The organism is Aminobacterium thunnarium (assembly GCF_055390565.1).
Map to the genome: position 1 here is coordinate 1,045,062 of NZ_AP042412.1, position 19,245 is coordinate 1,064,306.

General features: G+C 40.9%; 16 protein-coding genes. 1 reads left to right on the forward strand and 15 read right to left on the reverse strand.

Annotated features, from left to right (window positions below; translation table 11 throughout):
• Nucleotides 1-63: 63 nt before the first annotated feature.
• The 5 genes from ACZ5GY_RS05170 to ACZ5GY_RS05190 are packed head-to-tail and all read right to left on the reverse strand — an operon-like array spanning nt 64 to nt 7,338.
• Entirely contained in the window at nt 64-789 is a 726-nt protein-coding gene (locus tag ACZ5GY_RS05170; protein WP_213690231.1) for an endonuclease III domain-containing protein, read from the reverse strand.
• Nucleotides 773-3,214 (reverse strand): Lon protease family protein, encoded by a 2,442-nt coding sequence (locus tag ACZ5GY_RS05175; protein WP_213690185.1) that lies wholly within the window; start codon nt 3,212-3,214, stop codon nt 773-775. Before ACZ5GY_RS05175 ends, ACZ5GY_RS05170 begins: the two co-directional genes overlap by 17 nt.
• Entirely contained in the window at nt 3,201-4,259 is a 1,059-nt protein-coding gene (gene mnmA / locus ACZ5GY_RS05180; RefSeq protein ID WP_213699387.1) for a tRNA 2-thiouridine(34) synthase MnmA, read from the reverse strand. The genes ACZ5GY_RS05175 and mnmA overlap by 14 nt, the downstream gene beginning before the upstream one ends.
• 11 nt (nt 4,260-4,270) lie before the next feature.
• Nucleotides 4,271-6,802: a cation-translocating P-type ATPase gene (locus ACZ5GY_RS05185; protein WP_213690187.1), complete on the reverse strand. Its 2,532-nt coding sequence runs from the start codon at nt 6,800-6,802 to the stop codon at nt 4,271-4,273.
• Entirely contained in the window at nt 6,802-7,338 is a 537-nt protein-coding gene (locus ACZ5GY_RS05190; RefSeq protein WP_213690188.1) for a cob(I)yrinic acid a,c-diamide adenosyltransferase, read from the reverse strand. Before ACZ5GY_RS05190 ends, ACZ5GY_RS05185 begins: the two co-directional genes overlap by 1 nt.
• An 85-nt stretch (nt 7,339-7,423) precedes the next feature.
• On the opposite strand from ACZ5GY_RS05190, the gene hypF reads away from it, so the two are divergent.
• Nucleotides 7,424-9,700, forward strand: coding sequence for a carbamoyltransferase HypF (gene hypF, locus ACZ5GY_RS05195; RefSeq protein WP_213690189.1), 2,277 nt, complete (start codon nt 7,424-7,426; stop codon nt 9,698-9,700).
• A gap of 39 nt (nt 9,701-9,739) precedes the next feature.
• On the opposite strand, the gene glpX is transcribed toward hypF, so the two are convergent.
• The 10 genes from glpX to ACZ5GY_RS05245 are packed head-to-tail and all read right to left on the reverse strand — an operon-like array spanning nt 9,740 to nt 19,223.
• On the reverse strand, nt 9,740-10,738 hold the full coding sequence (gene glpX, locus ACZ5GY_RS05200; protein ID WP_213690190.1) for a class II fructose-bisphosphatase: 999 nt from the start codon (nt 10,736-10,738) through the stop codon (nt 9,740-9,742).
• Nucleotides 10,739-10,777: 39 nt separating this feature from the next.
• Complete coding sequence (gene purB, locus ACZ5GY_RS05205) at nt 10,778-12,079, reverse strand: adenylosuccinate lyase (protein WP_213701073.1); 1,302 nt, start codon at nt 12,077-12,079, stop codon at nt 10,778-10,780.
• Entirely contained in the window at nt 12,076-12,609 is a 534-nt protein-coding gene (locus ACZ5GY_RS05210) for a DUF4416 family protein (protein ID WP_213690192.1), read from the reverse strand. The genes purB and ACZ5GY_RS05210 overlap by 4 nt, the downstream gene beginning before the upstream one ends.
• Nucleotides 12,606-13,403 (reverse strand): hypothetical protein, encoded by a 798-nt coding sequence (locus ACZ5GY_RS05215; RefSeq protein ID WP_213690193.1) that lies wholly within the window; start codon nt 13,401-13,403, stop codon nt 12,606-12,608. The genes ACZ5GY_RS05210 and ACZ5GY_RS05215 overlap by 4 nt, the downstream gene beginning before the upstream one ends.
• A complete protein-coding gene (gene ftsY / locus ACZ5GY_RS05220) occupies nt 13,393-14,325 on the reverse strand; it encodes a signal recognition particle-docking protein FtsY (RefSeq protein ID WP_213690194.1) in 933 nt (310 codons plus the stop codon). The genes ACZ5GY_RS05215 and ftsY overlap by 11 nt, the downstream gene beginning before the upstream one ends.
• A gap of 23 nt (nt 14,326-14,348) precedes the next feature.
• Complete coding sequence (locus tag ACZ5GY_RS05225; RefSeq protein ID WP_213690232.1) at nt 14,349-15,596, reverse strand: PSP1 domain-containing protein; 1,248 nt, start codon at nt 15,594-15,596, stop codon at nt 14,349-14,351.
• Complete coding sequence (locus tag ACZ5GY_RS05230) at nt 15,574-16,341, reverse strand: DNA polymerase III subunit delta' (RefSeq protein WP_213690195.1); 768 nt, start codon at nt 16,339-16,341, stop codon at nt 15,574-15,576. Before ACZ5GY_RS05230 ends, ACZ5GY_RS05225 begins: the two co-directional genes overlap by 23 nt.
• Complete coding sequence (locus tag ACZ5GY_RS05235; RefSeq protein WP_213690196.1) at nt 16,317-16,751, reverse strand: DUF327 family protein; 435 nt, start codon at nt 16,749-16,751, stop codon at nt 16,317-16,319. Before ACZ5GY_RS05235 ends, ACZ5GY_RS05230 begins: the two co-directional genes overlap by 25 nt.
• Nucleotides 16,729-17,358, reverse strand: coding sequence for a dTMP kinase (tmk, locus tag ACZ5GY_RS05240; RefSeq protein ID WP_213690197.1), 630 nt, complete (start codon nt 17,356-17,358; stop codon nt 16,729-16,731). The genes ACZ5GY_RS05235 and tmk overlap by 23 nt, the downstream gene beginning before the upstream one ends.
• Before the next feature lie 2 nt (nt 17,359-17,360).
• Nucleotides 17,361-19,223: a SpoIVB peptidase S55 domain-containing protein gene (locus ACZ5GY_RS05245; protein WP_464112068.1), complete on the reverse strand. Its 1,863-nt coding sequence runs from the start codon at nt 19,221-19,223 to the stop codon at nt 17,361-17,363.
• Nucleotides 19,224-19,245 lie beyond the last annotated feature (22 nt).

Sequence of the window (19,245 nt, forward strand, 5' to 3'; positions counted from 1 at the left end):
TTTGCAATAAATTTTGATACTAAAAACGAAGGAGGCAGCCTTTAGAAGCTGCCTCCTTTTTCTTCATTCCATATTTTTAGCAAACATGCACAAATCACGAACAGCACAATGAGAACATTGAGGTTGTCTCGCAAGACATATATTTCGGCCATGAGTAATAATGTTGACATGCCCACCTAAAAACCGGCTTTCTGGAACTACTTTTTCAAGCATTGTCTCAATTTCTTCTGGCTTACATCGTTCATGGGCCCAGCCAATTCTTTTTGAAAAGCGCTGTATGTGCGTATCAACAGGAAAAGCGGGAAAACTCAAATCAAAGAGTAAGACACATGCAATTGTTTTAGCTCCCACTCCAGGCAGTCTAGAAAGAAAATATCTGGCCTCCTCAGAGCTTTTATCTCGTAATGCCTTTATTGAATATGAGCCAAAAGAAGCCTTTACAGCCTCAAGAATGTCTTTCATTCGTTTAGATTTGATGTCAGATAATCCCGCTACACGAATGGATTCTTTTATATCCTCTGTTGCTGCCTGAGCAACACCCTCCCATGTAGGGTAAATCCTTTTCAGATTGTTATACGCCCGATCTCTGTTCTTATCATTTGTATTCTGCGATAAAAGAGTAAGGATCAACCCGTCAAGAGGTTCCTCATGCCAAAGGTTTGGAGGGTCCTTCTCCATATTCCAACACTCTTCAAGACGATCTAGTACCTCCGCAACATGTGATGCGTTTGGAAGAGAGTCACAGATGTCTTTTCTCGACAAAGTTTCAACGTTATTCTTTTTTTGCATTTTGCTCATTTTCAGAAGACACACCATATTTTTTCTTAAGTTTTGCAGCTTTTTCCATCCAAGATTCAAGCTGTTTTTTTACAAGGAAATGAATGCTATCTTCGGGATACACACCATTTTCATCTGGAATTCCAGCTTGTTTCCCCGTTAGAATTTCAATTCCCTGATCAATGCTACTTACTGCCCAAATATGGAACTGTCCTTCTTCCACCGCATCCAGCACTTCCTGATTAAGCATGAGATGAATAATATTTTGTGCAGGGATCATAACACCTTGAGTTCCTGTCAGGCCTCGGAACTTACAATAGCGGAAAAATCCTTCAATCTTTTCGTTAGCACCGCCAATAGCCTGAACATTACCAAATTGATCTACTGACCCTGTCACAGCTATATCCTGGCGCAATGGAATGCCTGAAAGAGCAGATAGTAAACAATAAAGTTCCGTTGAAGAAGCACTGTCTCCATCAATTTCACCATACGTTTGCTCAAAAGCAATTCGTGCTGAAAGCGAAAGGGGCATATCCTGAGCATACTTTCTTCCAAGATAACTAGAAAGGATAAGAAGCCCCTTATTATGAATAGGGCCTGTCAACTTGACTTCTCGTTCTATGTTGACGACTCCTTCTTGCCCCATATAGACATTAGATGTTATACGGGAAGGGTGACCAAACATATAGTCTCGCAAATCTATGACCGAAAGAGCGTTGATCTGTCCAACCACTGCTCCTTCTGTCTGGATAGTAATGACTCCTTCTTCGTATGCTCGCTGAATGCGCTCCTGAATAAGATTAGTACGGAACCTTTTTTCTTCGATTGCTTTATAGACATGGCGAGCTTCTATAAGACTGACATTTTCCGATTTGGCCCACGCAGTGGCCTCAACAATAATTTCTATAATTTTATTAAACTCCGTAGTTATTCGATTCTGATGTTCGGCTAGACGGCTTGCCCACTCTATAACTTCAGCTACAGCCTCCACAGAAAACGGAATTTTCCCTTCTCTTCGAACAAAACCACAAATAAACTGTGCCATCTGTTGCTCCGCTTCAGGAGTACGAGGCATATCTCTGTCAAAATCAGCCTTGATTTTGAACATTTTAAGAAATTCTGGATCATAGTACTGCAACAAAGCATATAGAAGGGGTGTTCCAACCATAACAACCTTCACATTGATAGGAATAGGTTGGGGCCTGAGAGAAGAAACCGGAATAGCTCCGTACTGTTCACCTAAATTTTCTATTGTTGCCTCTCCCGTTCTTAATGCCCGTTTTAGAGCCTCCCATGACATGAAGTTTAAAAGCACTTTTTCTGCATCAAGAATGAGGTACCCCCCATTAGCTTTTTGGAAAGCACCGCTTACTATCTTATGAAAATCTGTATAAAGATATCCTTGTCTACTTTCATATTCCACTTTTCCTGTCAAATTGTAATAAGTGGGGTTTGTTTCCCAAATGACAGGAGCTCCATCTTCTGGATCGTTTGCAACAAAGACATTGATAGTATATCGATTAAAATCGATATCGGCAGAATCATCCTTAGCCGCAGCTACAAATATATTAAAGTTACTAATAATATCTTCTGCTAACGAATCTATCCATTTGCAAAGCACTTCTGTTGTTCCATATTTTTCTTTAATATCTTGAAGATATGGAGTAATAGCTGTTCGGCAAATTTCTTCTTCGAGCTTTCCTATCTCTTCCTTAAGAGCTTTTTCAAGATCTCGAATCTTTCTCAAAGTATCAAGTGTTCTCTGAGATATTTCTTCAGATTTTTCTTGCAGCGCTTTCTGCTTTTCCTCAGAAAGCGCCTCAAATTCCTCTTGCTGCAACTCTCTTTTCGTCGTTTCGCCTTCTTCGCTTGTCTCCTCAATAAGAGGAATATTAACAAAACCCTGTGGCGTTCTTTTTAATGAAAAGTCTTTCTCCGTCGCCCAGGCCCGAACATCTTCCATAAGCGTATTAACCTGCTCTTGAAAGTTTTTAACAAGTTGTGCTTTGGCATCTTCATACTGGCTTTTTTCAAAAGCCTTGCTTATGGCTACTTTGAGCTCTCCCAATAACTCGTTAAAGGCTGCGCCCATCTCTTTGCCTTTTCCTGCAGGTAAATTGATCGCAAGAGGACGACTCGGATCATCAAAGTTATAGACATAAATCCAGTCATCAGGTGCTGCTTTTTCTTTGGCAGATTCGCGAAGACGTTCAAGAGAATAGGTGGTTCTACCGCTTCCAGGATTTCCCAAAACAAATATATTGTATCCTTTGCTATCAACAGCTAAGCCAAAGGAAATTGCTCGTACTGCCCGTTCTTGTCCAATAAACTTTTCAAGACACTCTATCTCTTCCGTTGTCTTAAAGGAAAGAGCGCTAATATCAGTTCTTTTTCTCAACTTTTCTAGAGGCAATTTGTACATATTATTCACTGACATGGGGCACCTCCTCTGATGAAATAATAATTCCACCACCACATACAATATTTTTATTATACAAAACTAAAGATTGTCCTGGAGCCACAACTGGTCCTCCCTTTTCTAAAGATCGAACTTCGAAAAACTCTTCAGTCTGCCTTTCTAAAACTACAGGGAATGGATGAGTTCGATATCTGTGCTCCGCCATGTAAACTGTTTCATTATTCATTGTGCAATGGAAAACAGGATTTTGGCAACGTATTCGCAATAAAGATATATCGTTGTTACGGGAAACATGTAAAACATTTTTCTTCATATCTTTAGCTATAACAAACCAAGGTCCGTTAGGCAATCCCAACCCTTTACGTTGCCCTATAGTATAACGCCAAAGACCTTGATGTTCGCCAATTGTTCTTCCCTTTTCATCAACTATAGAACCAGATCTGCATGTTCGACGGTCTAAACGACCCATTAAAAAATCAGCCAACCCTTGGGGAGCAAAACACACGTCCTGACTTTCTTGTTTCTGAACAATCCACGAAGGAAAACTTTGTTTCGCTAATTCTCGAACATCCGTCTTTCGCAAAGACCCTAATGGGAAGATAATAAAAGGCAACCATTCTTGAGGAAGACGATATAACATATAACTTTGATCTTTTCTCTCATCAACTCCGCGCGAGATGCAATATTTATCGCCATTCTTCACTATTTGCGCATAATGACCCGTTGCTACATACGGAATCCCTCTCTCTTTTGCAACAGAGAAAAGAAGTTTGAACTTTACAGAAGGATTACATAATACGCAGGGATTGGGAGTTCGCCCTTCCTGATATTCAGAAAGGATCTCAGTTATGACATTGTTTGAAAAAAAATTCCTTCCATCAAAAATCTCAAAATCAATGTTCAGCTTCTGAGCAAGCTCTTTCGCTTGTTGTTGCGCACTAGAATCATCTGGCCCCGAAAGAGTTAAAAAGAGGCCGGTTATATCGTATCCTTCTTTTTTGAGAAGTAAGGATGTAACGGCACTATCAATACCGCCACTCATGCCTACAAGTACCTTTTTCACCATAATATCACCTAGAATTTAACGACTAACTTGCGAATTTGAGCAATCATAGTAGGGATAAGAGCTGCACAAATCACAATCCCCCACTCCTCTATATTAAGAGGAACTATACGCAGAACCTCTTGGAAAAGAGGTATATAGGTAATTACACACTGTAACGCGCCTGAAAAACAAATTCCTGCCAAAAGCCATTTATTTTGCCAAAGTTGAGACGGATACTGCACAAAACTATGTTTTCTTACACTTAAAACGAAAAACAGCTGAGCTAACACTAAAGTATGAAAACTCATCTCTGTTGCTCGCACAAAGTCTTCTTTATGATACCAAAGAGACCAGTAATACGCTGCAAAAACACCCATTGTAATAAGAAGTCCATAAAAAATTATTTCTTTTTTATGTTGTCGGGTAATAATATCCTCGCTTCTGCTTTTTGGCTTTCGATACATTATATCCGGCTCGGCACTATCAAGAGATAAAGCCAACGCTGGCACAACATCTGTTACCAAATTAATCCATAAAATCTGAAGAGGGATAAGGAGAGCTGGCAACTTCAACAAAATACCTAAAAAAACAGTTAAAACCTCACTCAAATTGCAACAAAGCAAGAAAAGGATGGCCTTCCTAATGTTATCAAAAATACGCCGGCCTTCTTTAACGGCCTCTACTATAGTATTAAATCGATCATCTTGCAAAATAATATCAGATGCTTCTTTGCTTACTTCGGTTCCCTGTATCCCCATTGCTACACCGACATCAGCTTGTTTTAAGGCCACTGCATCATTGACTCCGTCTCCCGTCATAGCAACAACTTCTCCCGCTTTTTGAAGCCCTCTGACAATTTTAAGTTTGTGTTCTGGTGCAACCCTGGCCACAACAGATATTTTTCGGGACCTAGCTGCTAGTTCTTCCTCTGATATTTGTTCAAGTTCACTTCCCACAAGAGCAGAAGATCTTTCATCTTTTGAAATTCCGATCTCACGTGCAATAGCCTGTGCAGTGGAAAGATGGTCTCCCGTAATCATAATAACGTGTATTCCCGCTTGATGGCAAAGAGCAACAGCTTCAGGAACTTCCTCCCGAGGTGGATCATCTATTCCAGCAACTCCTAAAAAGATAAGGTCATCGAGAGATTTGCCCCAAGCAAATGCAATCGTCCTCATGCCTCGAGAAGCAAGTCCGTAAATTTCTCTATTCCATTTTTCGCGCATCTCACCAGAGATAGATTGTATCCCTTTCTCTGTAAAGATTTGCTTAACATCTTCAAGGATGCGCTCCGGAGCTCCTTTAACGGCAACTCCCGTTTTGTGCCACGTAACCATTCTCATTGTCTCTGAATCGAAAGGTTCTTCTTTAATACGAGGCAAAATTTTTCGCAACGAAAGTGCCTCTTCACCTGCATAGCGCAAAAGAGCCACTTCCATGGGATCTCCTATGCCTTTATCATCAGAAAGCACTGCATCATTACAAAGAACTGCCGTCTGTAAAAAAATGGATCGGGCACTAGGATGAGACAGAGCAATTTCCCGAACAGTCATATTATTCATGGTAAGTGTTCCCGTTTTATCTGTACAAATAACAGTTGTCGATCCCAGTGTCTCGACTGAAGCCAAATTACGAACAAGTGCGTTTACTTTAGCCATTCTATGCACACCAAGGGCTAATGTCATGGTAGCAACAAAGGGCAAACCTTCAGGCACAGCGGCTACGGCCAGAGCTATGCCCGTTTCAAGCATTCTAATAAAATCTCTGCCTTGTATCATGCCTATTCCAATAACAAGAAAAGCAACACCTAAAGTCACCCAGATAAGAAATTGACTGAAAGCAGCCAAACGTTCTTCTAAAGGAGTAGATTGTACATTGACATGTTGAAGCATTTTCCCGATGCGCCCTATTTCCGTCTCCATTCCTGTATGGGCGACAACCGCCTGTGCTGTTCCTTTCACAACGCTTGTTCCAGCATAGACAGAATTTTTGCGGTCAGCAAGAAGCGTCTTTGCTGGTAAAGGGTTTGTATCTTTTTCAACAGGCAGAGACTCTCCAGTAAGGGTCGCTTCGTTCACCATAAAATTTGAAATTTTAAAAAGGCGTCCATCTGCAGGAACCACATCTCCTGCCTCAAGTAACAAAATATCTCCTGGAACTACATCCATAGAGGAAATTTGAGCAACAACTCCATTTCTCAAGACGCGACAATGAGGGGATGTCATGGATTTCAAGGCTTGCAAAGCCCTTTCTGCTCTATACTCAGTCAGAAATCCTATAATTCCATTTATTGTTATAACAGCTATAATGGCACTTCCATCTAGATTCTCTCTCATCAAGAAGCTTATAATAGCCGCTACTGACAGCAAATAAACCATAGGAGTTGTAAATTGGCGGAAGAATATTTTCCACCAAGGAATAACCTCTGTCTCTTCTAAAATATTTCTTCCATATTTTTCTAAGGCCGCAGTAGCCTCTTCCGTTGAAAATCCTTCTTGAAGACGAGCTCCAAATTCTTTTTCCATTTCCTCAATAGGTACGGCATATGGAAGAATTTTCATCAGTAATCAAAACCTTTTCGACCAAGTATTCCTTTTGTGTATGGATGACGAATTTCTTTCATCTCTGTAATCAAATCAGCATAGGGAAGCAAATCTTTAGGAGGATTTCGCCCGGTAAGAACTAATTCTACATGTGATGAACGTTTCTGTAGAAGCGAGATAACATCTTTCAATTCAATAAGCTCATAATCAAGCGCAACGTTAATTTCGTCAAGAATCACAAGATCAAAAAGTCCTTTTTCTACCCATTCTCTTGCAATTACAAGACCACGATGCGCTTCGTCAATATCGATCTGTAGAGGAGCTTTTTTATCGACAAAATCGGGACGTCCCGTCTGAATAAGCTTTATTTCAGGAAAACGGGATAAACTGGTGAGCTCTCCATATTGAGGCCACCCTTTCATGAACTGAATAATTCCGACCTTCATCTTCCACCCAACAGCTCGAATAGCCAAACCTAAAGCTGCTGTGGTTTTGCCTTTTCCGTTTCCCATATAGATATGGACCAACCGTAATTTTTCATTATTTTCATTCATGGAGTACTCGTCTCCTTTATCTCTTATAAGCTCTTGTAGTAGAGCTTACTATGTTTTAAAATGCCTTGTGAACGGAGGTTTGTCAATGCTCAATATCGCGACCTTTCTTGTAACAGGAATAGTTCAAGGAGTAGGATTCCGCCCTTTTTGTGCTCGACTTGCAGAAGAAATGGGACTAGGTGGTTCTGTTAAAAATACTTCTGACGGTGTCGTTATAAAGCTTAAGGGATCTATCGAGCAAATACAGAAGTATATCTCTCGACTACAAGAAGAGAAACCAGACGCCTCGCATATCTCATCAATAGAATATATTTCTCAAGAAACAAGCACAGCGGAAACAACGGGAAGTTTTATCATAGAGAAAAGTCTTCGGCTAGAACATCAGCGGGTGCTTATTCCGCCAGATATCGCCACATGTGACGATTGTCTTCGTGAAATGAGAGACCCTGAAAATCGAAGATATAGATATCCATTTATAAACTGTACGAACTGTGGCCCCCGATACACAATTATACAAGATTTACCTTATGACAGGCCGTTAACAACGATGAGTCACTTTACAATGTGTGATACGTGCACGGGGGAATATACAACATCTTCAAATCGCCGTTATCACGCCCAACCCAACGCATGCTTCGACTGTGGTCCATCGCTATGGCTTACAGACCATATAAACACCACTCTTGCACAAGGTGAAGAAGCTCTTTTAAAATGCTGCTCATTTTTGAAAGAAGGCAAGACAGCTGCTATCAAGGGATTAGGCGGCTTCCATCTCGCCTGCGACCCTTTCAATGATGAGGCTGTGAGGCGAATGAGAGAGCGAAAAAACAGAAAGGATAAGCCTTTTGCTCTTATGGTCGCTAATGTACGAGTAGCCAAGCAATTGGTTCATCTTACGAACACCGCTGAAAAAATTCTCACATCATCAAAAAGACCTATCGTACTTTGCCCTATAAGAAAAAACACGCGGCTCTCTCCCCTCGTCGCTCCACAACAAAACACATTGGGTATCATGCTTCCATACACACCTCTTCACCACTTGTTGTTCGAAAAATTTGATGCTCTTATTATGACAAGTGCCAATATGAGCGATGCTCCTATTATTTCAAAAAATGATGATGCACTTTCATCATTATCTGGCCTCGCAGACATATTTCTCATGCATAACAGAGATATTCATATGGCCATAGACGATTCTGTAATCGCATCGCAAGGGCGAGATTACATTCTCATACGCAGAGCGAGGGGATTTGTTCCCATTCCTCTCACTGCCCTTAATAAAGGACCTGTCATATTAGCAGCTGGAGCAGAAATGAAGTCAACCTTTACTTTGACCCAGGATCGAACTATATTTCCAGGGCAATATCTAGGTGATTTGAAACAAATAGGAACAGTCGAATATTACAAACGAGCGTTACGCCATTTCCTTAAGCTTTACAATTTACACCCGCAATATCTCGTTTATGATCTTCATCCTCAGTATCTTTCTGGTTACTTGGCCAAAGATATAGTTAAAGAAACATTTAAAGAAACTTTGGGAGTTCAACATCATTATGCCCATATGGCTGCTTGCCTTCTCGAAAATCGTTTTGAAGAACCTGCAATAGGGGCCATTTTCGATGGAACAGGCTACGGTGAAGATGGAACAATCTGGGGTGGCGAGTTTCTTATCGGTGATCTCATGCACTATCAAAGAAAAGGTTCACTCCTTCCTTGTAACCTTCCTGGAGGAGAAAAAGCCGTTTTGGAACCGTGGCGATACGGATTGGCGCTCTTGGCACATACGATAGGAAAAGAAGAGGCTCTATCGTTAGGTTCTTCTATTTGGCCAGAAATGAAGAATCGCTTGCAGAGTCAGTTAATTATTATGGACGAATCACCAGTCACAACTTCATGTGGACGGTTTTTCGATGGGATATCGGCCCTTCTCGGATTTTGCACGGAAATTACATACGACGGGCAAGCAGCTATGGAGCTTGAATCTCAATCATACGGGAGCGGGAGTGCTCCTTTTAAAATTTTCGAAAAAGAAGGATTCCTTTATCTGGATTGGCGTCCAATGGTTAAATGGATGATGAGCAATCGTTCGTTACATTCAAAAAAAGTTCTTGCCGCTGCTTTCCATGGAGGCATAGCCTATTGGACAGCTGAAATGTGCCAATTATTATCCCAAAAGACTGGAATTAAACATGTAGCTCTTTCTGGAGGAGTATGGCAAAACAAAAGGCTTCTTGCCTTAACTGTCTCATATCTTAAGCAAAGAGGTCTAAAACCACTTACCCACCATTTACTCTCTCCTAATGATGAAAATATTTCTGTCGGACAGGCAGCTTTAGGTTTGGCCCGATGGGGAGAAAAATAAGAGAGGTCGCTTTCAAAAAGCGACCTCTCTTTCTTAATTTTATGCTTCACATTCAGGAGCGTAATCGATACCACTGATCGTACATAATTTTTTAGGATGATGTACAGCCTCTATATAGCGTACCGTTCCGCTTTTCGAACGCATAACCATTGAAAAAGTACGAATACGCCGGCCTTCATAACGAACACCTTTAAGAAAATCTCCATCTGTTACGCCAGTAGCAGCGAAAAAGACATTGTCACCCTTAACAAGATCATCAAGAGTAAGTACAGCGTCGAGATCAAGTCCTAAAGCTCTGCTCTCTTCTGCTTCCTTTTCATCTCTCGTCCAAAGTTTACATTGCATATTTCCACCAAGACATTTGATGGCACAGGCAGTAATGACTGCTTCAGGAGATCCACCTATTCCCACAAGAAGATCGGCTCCACCTTGCTCCTTGCATGTAAGGAGAGCGCCTGCTACATCTCCATCAGGAATCATCTTTATGCGTGCCCCTATTTGACGAATTCGAGTTTTAACTTCATCATGTCGTGGACGGTCTAGCACAACGACAGTAACATCACCGACAGATTTGGATTTCTTTTCAGCCACTCTCTTAATATTATCTTCTATAGGTGCTTCTATATCAATAACGTCGGCTGCATCAGGCCCCGTAGCAAGCTTGTTCATATAAAAGATATTTTTGGGATTATACATTGTCCCCTTTTCAGAAAGAGCCACTACGCTGATTGCACCAGGAAGTCCCATTGCCGTTAAGCGTGTGCCGTCAATTGGATCTACAGCTATATCGACCTCAGGGGAGACCCCTGTTCCCAAACGTTCCCCATTAAAAAGCATGGGAGCCTCGTCTTTTTCTCCCTCGCCTATGACAACTACGCCATCCATAGCAATAGTGTTAAGCATATAACGCATCGCAGTAACAGCCGCTCCGTCAGCAGCGTTTTTATCGCCCCGCCCCATCCAACGGCCAGCAGCCATTGCCGCTGCCTCTGTTCCGCGAACAAGTTCAAGAGCCAGATTACGTTCTGGAACTGACATTGTTTATCCTCCTATTAATTTCTATTCTGAATCTAAAATCTAAGACATCTGATGAAATCTTAAAAAGATTTCATCCACAGCGCTAAAATAGTAATCCAAATTAAAGAGGCTGTCGAGTTCTTCCTTAGAAAGATATTTATTTACCCGCTCATCATTCCAAAGAAGTTCGGCAAAGCTTCCTTCTCCATGCCAACATTTCATAGCATTCTCCTGGACGACAGCGTAAGCATCTTCTCGGCTCAAACCAAATTTCTCTACAAGTTCAAGCAAAACTCTCTGGCTAAAAACTAGTCCTTTAGTTTTATGTAGATTGGCCAACATATTTTCAGGCTGAATGTCCAAGCCTTCTACGATCTTTGACATTTTCTGAAGCATATATGTAATAAGATGGAATGCGTCTGGCCAAATAATTCTTTCTACAGAAGAGTGACTAATATCTCGTTCATGCCATAAAGCAATGTTTTCCATAGCTGTTGAAGCATATCCTCGTAGCAAACGAGCCATTCCTGCCAAACGTTCGCAAAGAATCGGGTTTCTCTTGTGAGGCATGGCTGAAGATCCTTTTTGTTTCTTCCCAAAAGGTTCAAGGGCTTCAAGTACCTCAGTTCTCTGAAGATGACGAATTTCAACGGACATTCTCTCTATTCCCGCACCAAGAAGGGCAATGGCATTCATAACATGAGCATGGCGATCTCTCTGAAGAATCTGAGTGGAAATAGCAGCTGGTTCAAGACCAAGCAACGAACAAACCCGTTTCTCTATGCGTGTAGGACAGTGAGCGTAGGTACCTACAGCTCCAGAAATTTTGCCATAGCTTATTTGTCTCTTTGCTTCTTCAATTCTCTCCCGATCTCTAAGAAGTTCATAGTACCAATTTAAAAGTTTCAGACCAAAAGTCATTGGTTCAGCATGAATCCCATGAGTACGCCCTACGCAAGGTGTATATTTATGGGCATCCGCTTGCTTTAATATAAGAGATGAAAGTGTGTCTAGTTCTGTCAAGACAACGTCTAAAGATTCTTTTAAAAGAAGCGACGATGCGGTATCAAGAACATCACTACTTGTTAAGCCCAAATGGATGAAACGACCGCTGGGACCAACCTTTTCAGCTACAGCTGAAACAAAAGCAATCATGTCGTGATGAACTTGATTTTCTATCTCATAAATTCTTTCAATATCAAAGTCAGCTTTGGCTTCAATATCCTTTAAAGCTTCTTCTGAAATAAGCCCATCTTCGGTCCAAGCTTTACACACGGCGAGTTCGACCTTGAGCCATGTTTCATACTTGTTTTGGTCTGACCATATTTTTTTCATAGAAGGCGTTTCGTATCTCTCTATCATGAGTTCTGTCTCCTCTCAGCCATTTCTTTTCCCCATGAGTTTTTGACCGCTGATAAAAATGTATCATAACGACCACTGGCAAAATCAGGGAAAGTATAATCGAATGATACCCACTTTTTAAAGCGGTACCTCATTGTCACTTCTGCAAAAATTCCATCAGATATATAAATACGATGAGCATGATCTTTCGTTGAAGCCAAGACGAGGCGAGCTCCATTAATATATCCAGGATCAATATTTACTGAGCGAACATTTACACCGTTCTCTACCCTGTAACTTCCTTCTTCGATGTGGCAACTTTCTTTCTTCCAGCGAACCAAGTCACCCCCATCACGAAGTCCTTTAAATGAAATAAACTGCCTATACAGAGTGGGCGCAATGTCATGATAATAATTGGTTATGTCAAATAGATGAGGTTCACTTATACATTCAGGTTCTCCCCACATTTCTGAAACCTTTTCTATTACCCATAATCGCCAATACTCATCAGGATAAAGAACGCCCGTTATCAATTTGACCGGATAGGTCATTTTGAGGCCTCCTTCATTTTTTTAAAACAAAGATACCCTAAAATTTTTTCATCCCAGACACATGTCAGATAATCATCTGCACCTAAAAGATCAATAGGAGACGGTTGAATGCCATCTACCTGGTGAATTTCATAGCCATCTCTGCGCATCTTTTGTGCCCAGGCTTTTCCTACAGCAGCCCACCAAACCATATCTTCTGCTGCAGACAAATCACTGGTAACTTCATCAATTAAATATATATCAGCAAGAAGAGGTTCGAAATAAAAAACCCGCTTCTCATTTTCGTCCGCGTTAATTTCAAGAAGTCTATCCTCTCGCTGCAAGGCATCTGAGACGCGTTTCAATGAAAAATCTTCCAAGGAAAAACTTTCCTGAGCTTTAGCATTCAATATCACCTTATGATCTTTCATAGTCAAAAGAGGCAGAGGGATATTCCACCAAAGTGGGAAATCCTCGTCCTCACCACATCTGTATTTAACTTCTTCAAAGGTGGTAATATATGTTTCTTTTTCAGCTGTGATACAAAGCATTCTCTCCGAATTCTTCATTCTGGAAGGAAGGTTAGTTCTTGTATTAGCACCTTTTTCTGCAAAGAGGAAAAGTTTTGAAATAGAAGTATCTTTTTCACTTTTATGCAAAAAAGCAACAATATCTTCTTGGCGAAAAATATGATATTTCTTCTTCTTTTCCAAAACTACATATTGCAGCGAGTAAAAAAAGAGAACTCGCATTAACTCTGAAATCGGAGAAGAGAATGTCAGTTTGCCTAAGAGTTCGTCACTATCAGGCTTCATCGCCATTTTTCTCCAATAGCGCCTGTACGAATTCTCGCGGTTCAAACAACCGTAAATCGTCGACACCCTCTCCTAGACCAATATATCGAATGGGAAGTCCCAATTTATGAGCAATCGCAAGAATGACTCCACCCTTCGCTGTATTATCATATTTTGACAATACAACGCCATCTAAAGTTAATGCTTTATTAAAAGTCTCAGCCTGAGCAAAGCCATTTTGTCCCATAACTGCATCTAAAACAAGAAGGTTTTCAATAGAATCCCGACCGACTTCTCTTTCAAGAACTCGTACAACTTTAATGAGTTCTTCCATGAGATTATGTTTTGAATGAAGACGGCCCGCTGTATCAATGATTACAACATCGGCATTGGATGCCTTGGCAGATTGAAGGGCATCGTAGGCAACTGCGGCAGAGTCACTACCCTGTTGTTGTGCTACAACGCGACTTCCAGTTCTATCTCCCCACACTTTCAGCTGTTCTATAGCTCCAGCCCTAAATGTATCAGCTGCTCCCAAAACAACTTTTTTCCCTTGCCTATGAAATTGTTCTGCAAGTTTAGCTGCTGTTGTAGTCTTACCACTACCATTAACACCTACAAGAACGATAATCTTCGGTGAAGAATTTATTTCTATCTCCTTGCCCATTCCCTCAATTGCTTCAAGGCGTTCCGTTATATTAGCAATGAAATATTCTGTAAGCTGATCTGGTGTTTTTAAACCTTCGCGTTTCACTGTCTTCTGAAGATCAGCTGTTATTTCTTCTGTCAAGTCGATGCCAACATCACCAGAAATGAGAAGTTCTTCAAAACTCTCCCAAAACTCTTCGTCTATTGTCGATCCTGAAAAAAGAGAAACCAATCCTCCACTCCAACGATTTTTTACTTCTTTCAGGCTATCTTTTAACTTATTCCACAGAGACATCTAGCTACACCTCACACTTTTTCTTATTCTTCTTTGGTTTTATGAACATCGTCACGCTGTTTTTTTCGAGGATAATGCCTTCGAGGTCGTGCACGATCGTCACCAACACGTGGTTTATTCTCCGTGCTTTGTTGTTGTGGCGGTCTCTTTTTCCGTTTTTTCCGTTTTTTATTGCGCGAACTTGCTTCATTTCTTTCTTTCTTAATGTGTTCCTTTTTATCTTCATTGTTTTCTGAAATATCTGAAGACTGCTCATAGCTCTCAGAATCAGTGACAACACTTGCAAGGACACATGTTTCATCTTCAAGGATATACTCTTCTGTTCCTCCCTCATCAACTTCGTCAACTTCCTCTTCATCTAACAAAAGAGGGGGAGTTTCACAAATCGATGCATCCCATGTGTCGCCTCTTAGTACCGTTTCTTTAAAGTTTTCGAACTCCCTTACGGGAACAAGTATTTCTGCTCCCTCTGGAGTTCTTGCTCGAAAAGCTTCATGGGCAAGGTCAACACCTACAATAACAAAGGAACCGTGTGGAGCCTTTATTTTTGAACCGGGATTTGGAAGGTCTTTCCAAAGAGTTTCATACATTTTATGTTCGTAAGCCATGCAGCACATAAGTCGTCCGCAAACACCTGAAATTTTAGTAGGATTCAATGCTAAATTTTGTTCTTTCACCATTTTTATGCAAATTGGATCAAATTTATGAAGCCAATATCCACAGCAACATTCTCTTCCACAAGGGCCTAATCCTCTTACGGTCTTGGCTTCATCTCGCACTCCGATCTGGCGCAACTCAATGCGAGTTTTAAATTCACGAGCAAGATCTCTGACATACGCCCTAAAATCAACTCTTTGATCTGAAGTAAAGTAAAAGAAAAGTTTTTTACGGTCAAGCAAATACTCTACATCTACCAACTTCATGGGAAGGTCATGTTGCGTAAGTAACTCTCTAGCTTTAACAAGAACGGATTCTTCTTCATTTCGCTGGGTCTGGGCCGCTAACATATCTTCAGGTGTTGCAATTCGAATAAAAGAGATATTCTGAAGCATGGGTTCCCCACCCTTAGGTTGCCCATCTGAGAGATCTTCGCAGCATGTATTTCTATAGCGATCCTCTTGCTCTCCAGAAATAGTTCCTCCGGCGACAACGAGTTCAAGTCCTCTCATTGTCTCTGCAACAATGATTTCTCCTTTTTCAGGGTGTACAGTTTCTCCATCTATATTGACCAAACCCAGATATCGCGGTTTACCAAAGATTGTCAAATACATACTCAAAAGAAAAACCCTCCTTGAGTGCTAATAAAATTAAATCAATCATCATTCCTGCCGATAACTTTCGGCTTTCACTTATAAGACGTAATTTATCAATATGCGAGGCCAAAGTAAATTCTTTTGCTTCAAAAGCCCAGGCCTCCCAAGATAAAAGCTGCTTATCCATTTCCTCCGCAGACATAGAAGATGTCCGTTCGAACCATTTCTTCCACTCATTTTCTGAAGTTGGGATTTTTTCCTGTTTTACACTTTCTTCCTCAACAACAGAAAGATTCCAGCATCGGCTTTTTAATGTTGGCAAAAAGTTTTCGGCCTCTCGCATAAAAATGATTGCTCCGCGTTCTGGCGGCTCCTCAACGATCTTCAACAGACTATTCGCTGCAGGAAGAGAGAGCGCATGCGCTGAGTAAATAACGATAAGTCGTCGAGAAGACACAACTGGCGATAAGGAAAGTTCCATTACACCCTCTCTACATTCTTCTATACCAGGCGCTTTCTCCAGTGAGCCAAGTTGTATGAGATCAGGATGCAATTCTTCATGCCAAGATCGGCATGATAGACATTCGCCGCATGCATTCTTATTTTCGCACAAAATATAACGAGCGACTGCCAAAACAATATCATTTTGGTACTGTTTAGGCGCCATCAAAGATAAACTTTGAGGAAAGCTATCTTTTTCTAAAGCTTTTTTCAGTTCAAGCCACATCAGGCTTGATGTTATAAAAGTAGGGAGAGCAGGCATCCCTTAATTTCCTCCATTAATCGGAGAGAACGTGTTCGTTCTCCTTCCCTTAAAAAAACAACAGATAATTCTTGAAGGGCAGACTCTGTTTTTTCCATAAGTACAAATATATTTTTATCATACCGTCTCCAACGAAGATCTTTTTTTAAACGTAAACGACCAGTCGCCCTTTTAAGAAGTTCTCCAACAACATTGCGATAATCTCGCAATATGGTTTCTGAAGGGAAACGTGATAATTTATCGCCAAGAGAATCGAGACGGTTCAGAAGCTCGTGTATTTCTGCCGCTTCCAAAGAATCGTCGAACTTAGGATAATTAACGTCTTCTCTTTGAGATACTCGATGACGTGATGAAGAAAAGGTTCCAAAATCAGTACCTAATTTTCTATCAGAACTCTTTTTTACTTTCACCGAGAAAGTACACCTCCACAGCCTTCCAAATCTGGAGTGAAACGTCTTCTATCGGTTGCGCCCCATCAATACGAATTATACGTTCTGGATATCGTGCTGATAGCTCCTTATAACCAGAACAAACATTTGATAAAAATTTTTGCGTTTCTGACTCTATACGATCCAAGTGCCCTCTAGATCTTTTAATTCTATCCATTGCCAAAGATAAAGGGGTATCGATCCACAAGGTCAAATCTGGATCTGGGAAGTGACACCATGAAAAAAGATCTTCTACCTTTCTTTCTTCTAAACCTCTTCCCCATATTTGATAGGCACGTGTTGAATCAGTATATCGTTCACAGAGAACAATCTGCTTCTTTTCAAGGGCAGGAGCGACAACTTGAGAAACGTGTTCACAGCGATCAAATACAAAAAGCAGCAATTCACTTAACTCATGGTGAAGATCCTTGTCCAAAAGAAGTGTACGTACAAGATCTCCATGGCTCCAGCCTCCAGGTTCTCTGGTCCACACTACAGAAGCATGTTTCTCTTTTTGCAGTTTATCTTTTAAAAGGGCCGCTTGAGTACTTTTACCACATCCATCGATCCCTTCAAGAGTTATGAACATTATTATTCCCTTTCTTGTCTGTTATTGGTTTCTGGCACAATCTGTACAATTTTACGAAGGAGTCCTTCAACTACATAATCTGTTCTGAAAATACGCATGCTTCCTTCATTTAGTCTTCTCTCTTTAATTTGACTTAATAGTTCAAGATCTTCTTTCGTAGGGCCAGGTTGAGACGCTTCATCAGGAACTTTAGCATAATTAAGCTCAAGAATAACCTCATTATTGGTTTCCAAGGCACTAATTTCCTTGAGCATTTGATCAAAATTTTCTATAGTCTTCCATCCTTGAATAATAGCATCTTCTTCTAAAGGCATAATACCGCCACCTCTTACAGCAATTTCAACTGGACCAGCTGCATCTTGAGGAACAATAAGTTCGAATTTCTTTTTACTCTGTTCACCTCTATAAGGACGTAATGTTATTTCCACCGGAATTTTATCTCCAGGACGGAAGGTCTCCCCATCAACTTTGAGACCTTCAATGAAAATAAGATTAGGTTTTTGAGTCATTTCCACAGAAAGGTGTATTCCTAAGGGGTAAATGTCCTTATACGGATTGAGCGTTATCGCCTTTATTATTTCTTGAATCTCACGAAGAGAATCTCCTCCAATATTTGATTCAGAAAAGAACATATTGCTCCGAGTCCAGCCCTTGGGAAGCCCATAGCCTTCAATTTGAAGAGAGACTCTCGCCGTTCCCTCGCCTATTCTGCCCCATAACCGATCTATTAATCCTGTATAAAGAATAGATGTCATTTCTGAGCTCATAAAAGGATCAGGAACAACATGAAATCTTTTTAAAGCTCGTACGTTTCTATCAACATCCTTGAAACGGAGAGAGGCATCAATAGATGGAGTAAAATAACCGACCTGTCCACCTATGGCTTCGGCTCGATCTTGGGTTATTGTTCCTACAATCTGAGAGAAACTGCCTATTTTAAAAGGGCTGGCTAAGTTAGGAATAACATTGTGAATGTTAACCTTGGCAGCAGGAAAAGCCACAGCGCCCCTTTCTAAAAAAGGATGTCCAAAAGCTAAGAAACGTCCGTCCTTATCAACCGATGTTACTGTTCCAATTGCTCCTACTGTAACATCACCCCATGCAAGAAGAACACCTACCCCATCTCCCGGGGAAAATGCCGCTTTATAATCAACTATGTGTTCATCACTACTTATACCTCCAGCAAGAACAGCTTTCTCACCTAACACGTTTTCAAGTTTGTTTACTGTCCTTTGACTGACACCACTAATCTGTAACGGTAAGGCTTTCGGTGTCATTTGGTCTGAAGGAGATTCTGGAGAGGTTGTATCGTTTGTACCAATTTCTTCGTTTTCACCCTTATCTTCTTCGGGTTGAGTTTCTTCTTTATGAGATTCCTTTTCGTCTTCTTTTTCAAGAGGTAATGTAAATTTTGGCAAGGATTTTTTCACTTCCGGCCAATTCCAAACAGTAGCCATGTCCTCTATTGGAGTAACATAGCCAATATTATGTTCACTAAAATTAAAACCATAGCCTATAGCCCCAATAAGCTTCTGACCAATATAGACAGGGCTACCACTCATTCCTGCAGCTATTCCACCAGTTTTATCAATAACATCACCGCTCACGCGAATCATAATAAGATGACGGGGACGACTCTCCAATTGCGGAACAATGCTTATTATTTCCACGGGAAAGGAGACGACTTTCTGACCCTGTATAACCGTTAAAGCGTATCCTTTCATTCCTGGTTTCAAATCTTCCAGAGGAAGAACAGGAACTGTTGGTTTAAATGACGATTGAGAAGCCCAACTCACATGAGTCGTCACTAAAAGCGTAAGTATCAGACAAACAAAAAAAATATGCGAAAGCGGCCGCTTATACAAAAAAATCCTCCTCCTCTACGAA

Excerpts from the sequence above, each read along its gene's own strand:
- ACZ5GY_RS05210 (WP_213690192.1), bottom strand. The coding sequence starts at position 12,609 with ATGACCTATCCGGTCAAATTGATAACGGGCGTTCTTTATCCTGATGAG.
- ftsY (WP_213690194.1), bottom strand. The coding sequence starts at position 14,325 with ATGTCTCTGTGGAATAAGTTAAAAGATAGCCTGAAAGAAGTAAAAAAT.
- ACZ5GY_RS05175 (WP_213690185.1), bottom strand. The coding sequence starts at position 3,214 with ATGTCAGTGAATAATATGTACAAATTGCCTCTAGAAAAGTTGAGAAAA.
- ACZ5GY_RS05230 (WP_213690195.1), bottom strand. The coding sequence starts at position 16,341 with ATGCCTGCTCTCCCTACTTTTATAACATCAAGCCTGATGTGGCTTGAA.
- ACZ5GY_RS05185 (WP_213690187.1), bottom strand. The coding sequence starts at position 6,802 with ATGAAAATTCTTCCATATGCCGTACCTATTGAGGAAATGGAAAAAGAA.
- ACZ5GY_RS05215 (WP_213690193.1), bottom strand. The coding sequence starts at position 13,403 with ATGAAGCCTGATAGTGACGAACTCTTAGGCAAACTGACATTCTCTTCT.
- ACZ5GY_RS05170 (WP_213690231.1), bottom strand. The coding sequence starts at position 789 with ATGCAAAAAAAGAATAACGTTGAAACTTTGTCGAGAAAAGACATCTGT.
- tmk (WP_213690197.1), bottom strand. The coding sequence starts at position 17,358 with ATGTTCATAACTCTTGAAGGGATCGATGGATGTGGTAAAAGTACTCAA.
- ACZ5GY_RS05190 (WP_213690188.1), bottom strand. The coding sequence starts at position 7,338 with ATGAATGAAAATAATGAAAAATTACGGTTGGTCCATATCTATATGGGA.
- glpX (WP_213690190.1), bottom strand. The coding sequence starts at position 10,738 with ATGTCAGTTCCAGAACGTAATCTGGCTCTTGAACTTGTTCGCGGAACA.
- ACZ5GY_RS05225 (WP_213690232.1), bottom strand. The coding sequence starts at position 15,596 with ATGTATTTGACAATCTTTGGTAAACCGCGATATCTGGGTTTGGTCAAT.
- hypF (WP_213690189.1), top strand. The coding sequence starts at position 7,424 with ATGCTCAATATCGCGACCTTTCTTGTAACAGGAATAGTTCAAGGAGTA.
- purB (WP_213701073.1), bottom strand. The coding sequence starts at position 12,079 with ATGATAGAGAGATACGAAACGCCTTCTATGAAAAAAATATGGTCAGAC.